This window comes from Phascolarctobacterium succinatutens, from assembly GCF_958453765.1.
GTDB lineage: Bacteria > Bacillota > Negativicutes > Acidaminococcales > Acidaminococcaceae > Phascolarctobacterium_A > Phascolarctobacterium_A succinatutens_B.
Genome location: NZ_CAUDZA010000001.1, coordinates 50,291 through 62,602 on the forward strand (window position 1 = coordinate 50,291; position 12,312 = coordinate 62,602).

A 12,312-nucleotide genomic window follows, 5' to 3' on the forward strand; every position below is an offset into this window, starting at 1 on the left:
ATATCACCTCAGTCTTCAGCGTGTTCAGCTTTTGCACGGTCAACCAACATTTGCAGTAATTGGATGCAGCACTTAGGAATGTTGGTACCAGGTCCAAAGATGCCTGCTGCACCATGTTCATACAGGTAGTCGTAATCCTGTGCAGGAATTACGCCGCCGATACATACCATGATATCTTCACGGCCACGTTTCTTCAGTTCTTCAACGATTGCCGGCAGCAAGGTTTTATGACCTGCAGCCAGAGAAGAGAAGCCAACCATATCAACGTCGTTATCTACAGCGTCTTGTGCAGATTCTTCCGGAGTCTGGAACAGAGGACCAACGTCGACGGTCCAGCCCATATCAGCGAAGGAGGTTGCCAGAACTTTTTGTCCGCGGTCATGACCGTCTTGGCCCATTTTAGCCAGGAAGATACGAGGACGACGGCCTTCAAGTTTTTCAAACTCATCAGCCAGTTTGGTAGCTTTTTCCATGTCATCGTTGCCGCTGAATTCACTGGAGTATACACCGGATACAGTGTGGATTACAGCATTGAAACGACCGGATACTTTTTCAACTGCGTCAGAAATTTCACCGAGGGAAGCACGGTCGCGAGCAGCTTGTACAGCCATTTCCAGCAGGTTGCCGTTGTCACGGGTTTCTGCTGCGCGGGTAATAGCTTCCAGATCGCGTGCAACAGCGTCGTTGTCGCGTTCTGCTCTCAGTTTTTCCAGACGTTTAATCTGAGCGTTACGTACAGCGGTGTTATCGATGGACAGTACGTTCAGAGGATCTTCCTTAGCCAGACGATATTTGTTCAGGCCAACGATGGTTTCTTTACCGCTATCGATGTTAGCTTGACGACGAGCTGCGCACTCTTCGATACGCATCTTCGGCAGGCCGGTTGCAATAGCTTTTGCCATACCACCGAGTGCTTCAACTTCCTGGATATGAGCCCAAGCACGGCGAATGATTTCGTTGGTGAGGTATTCAACATAGTAGGAACCGCCCCACGGATCGATAATCTTGCAGACTTTGGTTTCATCCTGGATGTACAGCTGGGTGTTACGAGCAAGACGAGCGGAGAAGTCGGTCGGCAGTGCGATAGCTTCGTCCAATGCGTTTGTATGCAGGGATTGGGTATGGCCCAGAGCAGCAGACATAGCTTCCATACAAGTACGGGAGATGTTGTTGAACGGATCCTGTTCGGTCAGAGACCAGCCGGAAGTCTGGCTGTGAGTACGCAGTGCCATGGATTTCGGGTTCTTAGCGCCGAAGCTCTTAAGAATCTTAGCCCACAGAACACGAGCAGCACGCATTTTAGCAACTTCCATGAAGTAGTTTTTGCCCATATCCCAGAAGAAGGACAGACGTTTTGCGAATGCGTCTACAGGCAGGCCTGCAGCTTCACCGGTACGGATATATTCCATACCATCGGCCAGAGTGTAGCCTAATTCAAGGTCGCAGGTTGCACCGCACTCTTGAATATGGTAACCGGAAATGGAAATACTGTTGAATTTAGGCATATATTTGGTGGTATATTCGAAAATATCACCGATGATACGCATGGACATAGCAGGCGGATAAATGTAGGTGTTACGTACCATGAACTCTTTCAGAATATCGTTCTGAATGGTACCAGCCATGATAGATTTATCAACGCCTTGTTCTTCACCGGATACGATGAAGAATGCCAGTACAGGCAGTACTGCGCCGTTCATGGTCATGGATACGGACATCTGATCCAGAGGAATACCGGAGAACAGGATGTTCATATCGAGCATGGAGCAAACAGATACGCCTGCTTTACCAACGTCACCAACTACACGCGGGTTATCAGCGTCATAGCCGCGGTGAGTCGGCAAGTCGAACGCGATGGACAGACCTTTTTGGCCTGCAGCCAGGTTACGACGATAGAATGCGTTGGATTCTTCCGCAGTGGAGAAACCTGCATATTGACGTACAGTCCACGGACGGAATACATACATTGTGGAGTAAGGACCACGCAGGAACGGAGGAATACCGCTCATGAAGTCCAAATGGTTACATTTATCATAGATATCCTTGGTGTACAGCGGAGCTTTAGGAATACGTTCCAAGGTAGTATCATAAAGGGCATCATAATTTTCGCCCATTTTTTCTTCCAGATTTTTCTTCCATTCGTCATAAGAACAAGAAGGATGATCAGGAAGGGCTACTTTAGTGAAATCCGGATTAATGCTCATTATTCAATCATCCCTTTCTTCTTTTGCAGCATCTTCAGAGTTTGGAAGCAGTTAGCTTTTACGCTGATGAAATCGTCAACGCCAGCATCTTTGTAAACTTGTTCCATGTCTTTCGGAGCAGCGCCGGCCAGGAACAGAGTAGCGGACGGTTTCATAGCTGCTTTAATCATCGGAGCCAGTTTCGGAACGATTTCCGGATAGGTAGCATCGGTGGAGCAGATAACTGCAACATCGTAGTCGCCTTCTTTGAAAGCTTTGAGGCATTTTTCGTATTGATCGCCATCTTCGCCGTCTTGGAAACCATCGTTCAGATGAACGTTGAATTCACCAACCTGCAGGAAAGAGGTGGAGAAGTCGGCACGAGCTTTATGTTGAGGAATCGGTCCCATGTTGCACAGGAATACTTCAACATTTTTGCCGGTTTTCTTAACATAGTCTTCAGTTTCGAAACGCAGTGCTTCATAGCGCTCGGTCCAGTGATGAGCAGCGATTGCTTCAACGGTTTCCGGAGCTTCAGCCTTGCAGGATGCAGCAGCAACCTGGCCGATAGTAGCACCATTGCTGAATGCTTCGATTGCGCCTTCAACAGTTTCAACAGCAGCCAGCTTGCCGGCCAGGTAGTTGGTGTCGATGTCAGCAACGTAAGCAGCAACAGCAGCTTCGCGTTCTTTCTTCAGTTTCGGAGTGTCCTCTTCGCGGCGCTCCAGCGGTTCTTCGGTCATGTTCGGGTACATGTTTACGCCAACAGCACGGTCGCTGCGCATTTCCAGAGCTTTGAAGCGCTTAGCCAGAACGTCAGCAACTTGTGCTTGCGGATAGCCGGCTTCCAGAGCTTTAATGATGCCGCCCATTTCCTCAACCTTTTGGAACTCAGCCCAGATTTTTTCGGTGATCTGCTTGGTCAGGGTTTCAACGCCCCAGGAACCGCCGGCAGCATCAATCGGGCTCAGCATACCAAATTCTTCTTGCAGCATTACATGCAGGTTACGAGCGATACGACGGGAGAATACGTCGCCTTTACGGATCAGCTCGTCAAACGGCGGGTTGTCATAAGTGCAAACGCCGCCTACAACGCTGGAGAAGGTTTGGGTGCAGTTACGCAGCATGTTTACATACGGGTCAACAACGGTTTTGGTGAAGCGAGCGCAACGGCCATGAACTTTAATAGCACGGTCTGCTTCTTCAGCACCGAATGCTTCCATAATAGCTGCCCAAATCATACGCAGGGAACGCAGTTTTGCGATTTCCATGAAGAAGTTAGCACCTTGGTTGAAGCAGAAGTACAGGGAGTTAGCAATGTCATGCAGTTCAACACCGCGTTTTTGCATTTGACGTACATATTCAACAGCAGTAGCGAAGGTGTAAGCAACCTCTTGTACTGCTTCCGCACCGCCATCGGTGTAAGCATCACTGTTGATGAAAACAGTGCGCAGCTCCGGAGTATTAGCTTTAGCAAATTTAATGGTTTCAGCCATTTCATCATACAAAGCATCCAGAGAAGTTTCTGTTTTACCGGTTTTTACCAACTCGCCGATCGGGTCGCCGCCGATAACACCGCGCATGGTTTTAACATCATGACCGGCACCCTTCAGAGCAGCAACAGTCAGAGCCAGCAGGTTTTTAGCGCCGGCACCGGTGTACATCATAATAGGATATTTGTCAAGTTTCAGACCATTCAGCAGAACGCTCATATCTTCAACAGTAGTAACGTTCACGCCAATATCGCCGGGTTTTTCTGCATCTTTAACGTCTACGCCGTTTTTGGTTGCAGTATCCAGTTTGATATTGTAAACAGTGGAGCCCTTGGAAATTTCTTCCTTCAGCAGCTCGTTGTTTTCAGCCGGCAGGGTTTCATCGCAAGCTTGTGCAATGCCCCAGGGCTCGTGTACATAACCGTTAACAGTTGCGCCGCGCAGGAAATCGCCCATACCGGGATAATCGTTGGTCGGCAGAATTGCATCAGTGCCTTTACGAGTATAAATCGGGTCAAAGGTAATGCCCTCGTAGTTTTTGGTATACATGATCTTGTCAAAGGGTTTGCCCTTCAACAGTGCATTACATGCCTCCACCCATTCATCCCAGGTGGGTTCGGTAAATTCATCAAAAGTTACCTCCGGGAATTCGGTTACTTTCTCTGACTTACGCAACATGGCTTCCAGTTCTTTGTCTGTCAACGGTCTTTCGCCATCAACGACTGCTGCAGTTTTTTGTTGTTCATCAGCCATTCAAATAATCCTCCTTTAATAATTTAATCATTACTGTGAAAAAGCTCACAGCACCAAGCTGAAACGCATATCACCTCCAGCCAATCTCGTCTGCTGATGCAGCTGCTATCCGACCGCTCTCACCCGGTCATCAGGGGACATGTGCCGCATCCTTGCTTGGATAGATTTTAAGAAGCAAACAGCATTTATATACACGGTCACGGTTGTCCAGGCCGTATATAACAAAATAACAGGCAGTTTAATCTGCCAAGAACTCCTGCAGACGTCCGTAATTAATCTGAACTCTGCGCAGCTCGTTTTCTTCAGGCATAGTATCATTAAGAATCATGTTGCCTAAAGCAGCACCCGGCTCTGCGCCGCGGTTCTGCATAAAACGGGCATAGTATTCAATCTGCGGAACATCTTCGGCAGCCTTGTAAATAACAGCAGCCTGTTCCAAAGGATCTTCTGCGATGATATAGGGATTTACACCTTCATTAAAGTATTTTTTCAAAAGCTCGCAGATATCTGTCTTTTTGGGGTTATATTGCACACGTACGCACTTTACTTCCAGCTCACCGCTGGCTTTAGCACGTCCGGCAACAACTTCTTCAACGCCTTTCATACCTTCAAAGGCCGCAAGCAGTTCAGCAATTTTGCCTGCCAAATATAATTCTTTCATATCAATAACCTCCCTTTAAACAGCAAAAAATAAAGCCACCACATTTGTGATGGCTGGATTGTCAGCACGACAGCGCACCCCTACGCTGTCGTACTTGAGAGGAGAAAGGAAATGTTCTCAGCTAAAAGAAAAATTTGAGAATGGGATTTGAAAAACACGATATGTCCAGTATCGCGGACAAGTATGACAGATAACATCGATGGCCCGGCCACTCTCCAAAAGGTCACAGCCATCACGTGACCTTCAATGGCATAAGAAACAGAAAACCGTTTCTCAAAAAGAATCCTTCACCCAATACGGGCGGGACTTTTGAAAAACGGCGAAATATCAAAAGCTACTAGGTGCACAAACCTATACTACAGCTCTACGACATCTCTCCCCGTCTCTCGCAGGTCAAACGACGATGCATCTTACAGGCAGTTCTTCTGGCTTCGCTTCTTCACGTGTTTCACCTTCCCAGAGGACCCCTCCAGTGGTATAAACAAAACACGCTCCACGTCACAGCGGCGGGACCGTGCCGGACTTTCACCGGCTTCTCTATTGAGCTTTCGCACCTGTAATATCAATATCAACTTGTTGTCTTAATTATAGCAGTTACTATTTATATTGTCAACCTTTTTCGCGGATATTTATTTTTGCCTTTCTGTTGCATGTATAGAACGTTCTCATGTGTTGCCAGCTCCATTTTTGATTAACTGTTCTTTGTGTTTCGTTTACATATAATACAATAAAATCTGTTATATCAGGCAAAATCCGGATTTCATGCAACAAAAAAACGCCTGCGGCTTCAGCTGCAAGCGTTCTTAAGATTTAACAATCTTCATTTTTATACCACCTGTTAATGGATAAAGTAAAAATTCATTTCATACAGAGCTTTGACAAATTTTTCCAGCATTATTCTCACCTCCTGAAATCAGTGAATCATATACCATTTAAAGTTGCACAGAGTTTCAACAAATTTTTCAAAAGTCATTTTTATATCATCCCTTCTGCTTTATTTTAAGGTCTTGCCTTAACATGCATTAAGTATAACACCTTATGACGTTTTTGTCCACTATGGACTTTTTATGTCCCGATAAATGTTTGTAATGCTTCAAAGCCTTGCACCATGCGCTTTTACAAGGATTTTACAAACAAAAGCAAAGAGGACTGCAAGAAAAATTTTTCTTAAATCATAAAAAATTTTTCTGCAATCCTCTAAAATTATGCCTGCTTAGCCTTAAACCACCACGCCAGCAGCGGCGGGATAAAGATATTTATCACCAACACTCGCACCAGCTGATAGGTCAGGATAATTGAAACATTCTCACCCATACTCATACCGGCTAAAGACATTTCGGCTATACCTCCCGGCGCCATCGCCAGGAACGCCGTTACCAGCGAAAAGCCGTAGCGTGCGGAAAGCACATTAGCCATACCGATGCTCACAACAATGAGTATCGCCGTACCGATAAGAATATAAGGCACCATTTTTTCTGATTTTACGATGCGGTCCGCATCAAGCTGCATACCCATAAACAGACCGATGCTGGCCTGCGCCGCTGCCATGAGCCAAAAAGGCACAGGCTGCACACCGCCGTCAAAGACGGAAAATGCAGCCGTCGCCAAAATCGGTCCTAACAGTTTCGGTGTCGGCATATGTATTTTCGTTGCTATAAAGCTGCCCAATATAGACAATGGCACTACAACAAGCCAATGTACTCCGCCATGGTTGGGCAATGCTACGCTGCTGCCTGTCACCTGCGCATGCAAAAGCCAGATTACAAGAAACGGCACAGTAATAACTACGCCCAGCAGACGCAGCACTTGCATCACCATGACAACGTTGGGGTTGACCTCCTTGTCGTCCTCGCAAAGCAGCATCGTCAGCGTCATGCCTCCGGGAAGCATACCCATAATGCAGCTTTTGAGGTTTTCCCGCGCCAGCTTTGCCGTAATAAAGGCCAAGGCAATACTGGCAGCCAAAATAACTATCGTTGCTTCCGCTACACCAACCAGCTCAGCCAAAAAGTTATTCCAAGTATCCGAGGTAAAGGTAGAACCGATACCGTAGCCCGCAACCATCAATGCATATTCGCGCCATTGCTTGGGCCAGCTCACATCGCTGCGATGCGTCAGTGTTTTGCAAAGCAGAGCAGTCATCAAGCCGCCCAGTAAAAACGGTATCGGCAGATGCATGCGTACCAACAGACTTCCCAGGCAAAGCGCCATGATAAAAAGCAATAAGCGGTTTAAAAACATAGCTTCTACTCCTGCTCTACACCGTTAGCGGATAAAGCATTCATAATGCGTTCAATCAGCTCGCCGCGCATTGTATGCTGTGAGGAGGAATAAGTGATAATCTCATGCTCCTTCAGGCCCATTTCACGCTTAAAGAGTGCCTTTTGAGACATGGCCGCATTTTTAGAAAGCTTATCGGATTTTGTCAGTACAACCTGTACCTTCAGGCCGCAGCTGCGCAGCCAGTTAAAGCATTCCATATCGCTGTCCATAGGCTTATGGCGAATATCAATCAGCTGGCAGACTACACCGAGGTTTTCGCTGCCGGATAAATATTTGCTAATAAAGCCGGACCATTGATCCTTATTATTATGGTTTGTTTTAGCAAAGCCATAACCGGGTAAATCTACCAGATAAAAAGAGGCTCTTTCATCCTCACCCTCAACTACGCGCTTAGCCTCCAGCTCGTAAAAATTGATGGTCTGAGTTTTACCGGGAGTAGAGCTTACGCGTGCCAGGCCGTTGCGGCGGCAGAGTGAATTGATAAGCGACGATTTGCCGACATTACTGCGGCCGATAAAGGCAGCCTCAATAAGAGCAGGCTGCGGATATTGGTCTGCGCGTACTGCGGAGGCCACATATTTAGCACGGATAATATCCCAATTATCTTTACTCATTTTTATCCTCCAATGCCAGCTTCAAAACATCATCAAGATGCTCAACAGGTATAAACTGCATTTCCTTGCGAATATTTTCCGGCAGCTCGTCCAGATCCTGCATATTGCGCTTTGGCAGCAGTACTGTCTTTACGCCATAGCGATAAGCCGCCAGCATTTTTTCCTTAATACCGCCGACAGGCCATACCTTGCCGGACAGGGAAATTTCGCCGGTCATCGCCAGCTTGCCTTTAACCTTTTTACCTGTCAACGCCGATACCATGGCAGTAACCATAGTTACACCGGCAGACGGACCGTCCTTCGGCACAGCGCCCTCAGGCAGGTGGATATGGATATCCATCGTTTCGCCAAAGTTGGCGGCAATCCCCAGCGCTTCCGCGCGACTGCGAATATAAGTGTAGCCAGCCTGAGCCGACTCCTTCATTACATCGCCCAGCTGACCGGTAAGCGTGAGGTTGCCTTTGCCCTTAAACGCCAGCACCTCTACCTTCAACAGCTCGCCGCCGACGCTGGTCCACGCCAGACCATTAGCAACGCCAACACTGGATTTCAGACTGATATCATCATCAAGATAAATAACCGGTCCCAGATATTTTTCCAGATTTTTTTCTGTTACCTGAGCACCCTTACCCTTGCCCTTGACAATCTTGAAGGCAACCTTGCGGCAGATACCTGCCAGCTTGCGTTCCAGATTACGCACGCCTGCTTCCCTGGTATAGTCGTGAATTACACGGCGGATAGCCTTTTCGCTGACGCTGACCTTGTATTTTTCCAGGCCGTTCAGCTTCAGCTCCTTAGGCAGCAAATGCAGCTGAGCAATCTTAACCTTTTCTTCGTCAGTATAGCTGCTCAGCTGGATAATCTCCAGACGGTCCAACAGAGCCGGCGGAATAGTATCTACAGCATTTGCCGTTACAATCCAGAATACATGCGACAAATCAAACGGGAATTCAATAAAGTGATCACTGAAGCTGTTGTTCTGCTCCGGATCAAGCACCTCCAAAAGCGCTGAAGCCGGATCTCCGCGAAAATCAGAAGCCATTTTATCAATCTCGTCCAACAGGAATACCGGGTTCATGCAGCCGCAAGTCTGCATACCGTGAATAATACGGCCCGGCATAGAACCGATATAGGTACGGCGATGACCGCGGATTTCCGCTTCATCACGCACACCGCCCAAAGAAACGCGGGTAAATTTACGCTTAATAGCCTTGGCAATGCTGCTCGCCAAGCTTGTTTTGCCTACACCCGGAGGTCCTACCAGACACAGAATCGGTCCGCGTGTGCTTTTGGACAACGCACGCACTGCCAGATATTCCAGAATGCGCTCCTTAACCTTCTTCAGGCCGTAGTGGTCATTATCAAGAACAGCCTGCGCCTTATCCAAATCAAAATTATCCTTAGTGAATTTGCCCCAAGGCAATGCCAGCAAAGAATCAATATAGGTGCGGATTACCGCTCCCTCCGGCGTCATCGGCGGCATTTTCGCCAGACGTCCCAGCTCCTTGTTGATTTTTTCCGCTACATTTTGCGGCATTTTCAGCTTGGACATCTGCTCCTTGTACTCAGCGATTTCTGCCTGTACGTCTTCGTTTTCGCCAAGCTCCTTGCTGATAGCCTTAATCTGTTCACGCAGATAATATTCCTTCTGATTCTGCTCCACCTGCTGGTGTACCTGTTCGGAAATATTTTTTGCTACATCGGCAATTTCCTGCTCACGCACCAGAATCTCGTATAATTTACGCAGACGCAACTTCAGCGGCGCCATTTCCAACAGCTCTTCCTTTTCGGTCAAAGACAGCGGCAGATAACCGACAATAATATCAGGCACCTTGCTTAAATCAGTACGCGATTTAAGCGACTGCACCGTATCAGGATTAACCTTTTTCGTAAGCAGTACCCATTGCTCAAAGGCATCCAGAAGCAGACGGCGCAGGCCTTCTGCTTCTGCATCTACAGCATCGTCAGCAGGCACTACTTCTACCTCACCGACAAAGAACTCCTGCTCATTCTCATGAACCTCTGCCGCATTCAGTACATGTACGCGCTCCAGGCCTTCTACCAACAAACGCACTGCGCCGTTAGGAAGCTGCAGCTTTTGCTTGATATTAGCCAGAACGCCCCATTCATATAAATCATCAGCAGCAACATTTTCCTGCTCAGGCTGTTTTTGCCCGACCAGAATAATTTGCTTGTCTGTAGCTTCGGCTGCGTCAATAGCAGCTATAGATTTTTCTCGGCCGACGTCCAAATTGGCAATCATGCCCGGAAAAATCAAAACGCCCCTCAAAGCCAGCAGGGGCTTGGTAATTATCAAATTAGCCATATAATCCCTCCTTAAGCTCCCAAAACAAGAGAGAAATTTATCGGCAGTACGCTTACAGGCATACTTGCCACAGCGATAAAATAAGGGAGAAGGTATATTAATCCTTCCCCCTTAGATATTTTGTTATTTTGTAAGCATTTGCGGCTCGCAATGCTGGCGTATAGTAGCTTCAGTAACAATGCACTTTGTTACATCATCACGGGAAGGAACATCATACATTACGTTACGCATGGTGGATTCAATAATAGATCTCAGGCCACGCGCTCCGGCATTACGTTTCAATGCTTCCTCAGCAATAGCAGTCAGAGCACCCGGCTCAAACTCCAAATCCACGCCATCCATTTCCAGGAAACGCTGGTATTGTTTAACCAACGCATTACGCGGCTCAGTCAGTATTTGTACCAGTGCAGCCTCATCCAGCGGATTGAGTGTTACTACTACCGGCATACGTCCTGCAAATTCCGGAATAATACCGAACTTCATGATATCCTCAGGCAATACCTTGGCAAATACAGCCTCATTATCAACCTCTTCCTTACGGCGGATATCAGCACCAAAGCCCAAGTTTTTCTTACCAACACGGGCATTGATGATATGCTCCAGTCCTGCAAAGGCACCACCGCAGATAAACAGGATATTAGTTGTATCAATATTGATAAACTCCTGATGCGGATGCTTACGTCCGCCCTTAGGCGGAACGCTGGCAACAGTACCTTCAAGGATTTTCAGCAGAGCCTGCTGAACACCTTCACCGGAAACATCACGGGTAATGGAAACGTTTTCAGATTTACGGGCAATTTTATCAATCTCGTCGATATAGATAATGCCGCGTTGAGCAGCTTCAATGTCATAATCGGCATTGCTGATAAGCTTAAGCAGAATGTTTTCAACATCCTCGCCTACATAGCCTGCTTCCGTTAAGGTAGTAGCATCAGCAATAGCAAAGGGAACCTGCAGAATCTTTGCCAGAGTCTGGGCGAGCAGTGTTTTGCCGCTGCCGGTAGGGCCGAGCATCAGAATATTGGATTTCTGCAGCTCCAAGTCGCGTTTGGACTCCGGATTTTGAATTTCGTAGTTGATTCTCTTGTAATGATTATATACTGCTACGGACAAGGTTTTTTTAGCCTCATCCTGACCAATAACATACTCATCTAAGATTGCCTTGATTTCCTGAGGCTTCGGCAGATCAGCTGCATTAGCCAACTGCTCGGCAGCATCGCTTTCTTTTTCCTCGTCAAGCATGGATTTGCAGAAGTCGACACACTCATCGCAGATAAATACACCACGACCGGAAATCAGTCTTTTTACCTGACCTTCACGCTTGCCGCAAAAGGAACAGCATGGTTTTCCATCATGTCCTTCATCAAAATTCATATTTTAAATCTCCTTATAGTATATCTTACTCTGCAGATTTACTACGGGAAACAACCTCATCAATCAGGCCATATTCCTTAGCTTCTTTGCTTGTCAGATAATGATCGCGCTCGGTATCGACAGCAATTTTTTCCACTGTCTGACCGGTATGCTTTGCCAGTACCTGGTTCATTTCTTCACGGATACGCAGGATTTCACGGGCATGGATTTCAATCTCCGTTGCCTGGCCCTGTGCACCGCCCAAGGGCTGATGAATCATAACACGGGAATACGGCAATGCAAAACGCTTGCCCGGCGCGCCTGCTGCCAGGAGCACAGATGCCATGCTGGCAGCCATGCCCATGCAGATAGTAGAAACGTCAGGCTTAATATACTGCATCGTATCATAAATAGCCATGCCGGCGCTTACGCTTCCGCCGGGGCTGTTAATATACAGATGGATGTCTTTGTCCGGATCCTCGGACTCAAGGAACAATAACTGAGCAATGACAACATTTGCCATATTGTCATCAATCGGACCGGTAACGAAAACAATCCTATCCTTCAAAAGACGTGAATAAATATCATAGGAACGTTCTCCACGACTAGATTGTTCAACAACGATAGGCACATAATTCATTTTGTC

Annotated in this window: 8 protein-coding genes and 1 riboswitch; all 8 genes read right to left on the reverse strand. The window is 47.2% G+C overall.

What is annotated here, in order from left to right; translation table 11 throughout:
- Positions 1-8: 8 nt before the first annotated feature.
- On the reverse strand, positions 9-2,204 hold the full coding sequence (scpA, locus tag Q7Q81_RS00225; RefSeq protein WP_009144832.1) for a methylmalonyl-CoA mutase: 2,196 nt from the start codon (positions 2,202-2,204) through the stop codon (positions 9-11).
- On the reverse strand, positions 2,204-4,429 hold the full coding sequence (locus Q7Q81_RS00230; protein WP_304272759.1) for an acyl-CoA mutase large subunit family protein: 2,226 nt from the start codon (positions 4,427-4,429) through the stop codon (positions 2,204-2,206). Before Q7Q81_RS00230 ends, scpA begins: the two co-directional genes overlap by 1 nt.
- Before the next feature lie 238 nt (positions 4,430-4,667).
- Positions 4,668-5,090 carry a conserved domain protein gene (locus Q7Q81_RS00235; protein ID WP_009144834.1) on the reverse strand — a complete coding sequence of 141 codons (423 nt, stop codon included), beginning with the start codon at positions 5,088-5,090 and terminating at the stop codon, positions 4,668-4,670.
- A gap of 398 nt (positions 5,091-5,488) precedes the next feature.
- A riboswitch (cobalamin riboswitch) is annotated at positions 5,489-5,663 on the reverse strand.
- 630 nt (positions 5,664-6,293) lie between these two features.
- Positions 6,294-7,331 (reverse strand): AbrB family transcriptional regulator, encoded by a 1,038-nt coding sequence (locus Q7Q81_RS00240; protein WP_304272762.1) that lies wholly within the window; start codon positions 7,329-7,331, stop codon positions 6,294-6,296.
- A gap of 5 nt (positions 7,332-7,336) precedes the next feature.
- Positions 7,337-7,987 (reverse strand): ribosome biogenesis GTP-binding protein YihA/YsxC, encoded by a 651-nt coding sequence (gene yihA / locus Q7Q81_RS00245; RefSeq protein ID WP_009144836.1) that lies wholly within the window; start codon positions 7,985-7,987, stop codon positions 7,337-7,339.
- Positions 7,980-10,313 (reverse strand): endopeptidase La, encoded by a 2,334-nt coding sequence (gene lon, locus Q7Q81_RS00250; protein WP_304272765.1) that lies wholly within the window; start codon positions 10,311-10,313, stop codon positions 7,980-7,982. Before lon ends, yihA begins: the two co-directional genes overlap by 8 nt.
- A 123-nt stretch (positions 10,314-10,436) precedes the next feature.
- Complete coding sequence (gene clpX / locus Q7Q81_RS00255) at positions 10,437-11,687, reverse strand: ATP-dependent Clp protease ATP-binding subunit ClpX (RefSeq protein ID WP_293391484.1); 1,251 nt, start codon at positions 11,685-11,687, stop codon at positions 10,437-10,439.
- Between the two features lie 25 nt (positions 11,688-11,712).
- Positions 11,713-12,306 (reverse strand): ATP-dependent Clp endopeptidase proteolytic subunit ClpP, encoded by a 594-nt coding sequence (gene clpP / locus Q7Q81_RS00260; RefSeq protein WP_304272768.1) that lies wholly within the window; start codon positions 12,304-12,306, stop codon positions 11,713-11,715.
- Positions 12,307-12,312: the final 6 nt, after the last annotated feature.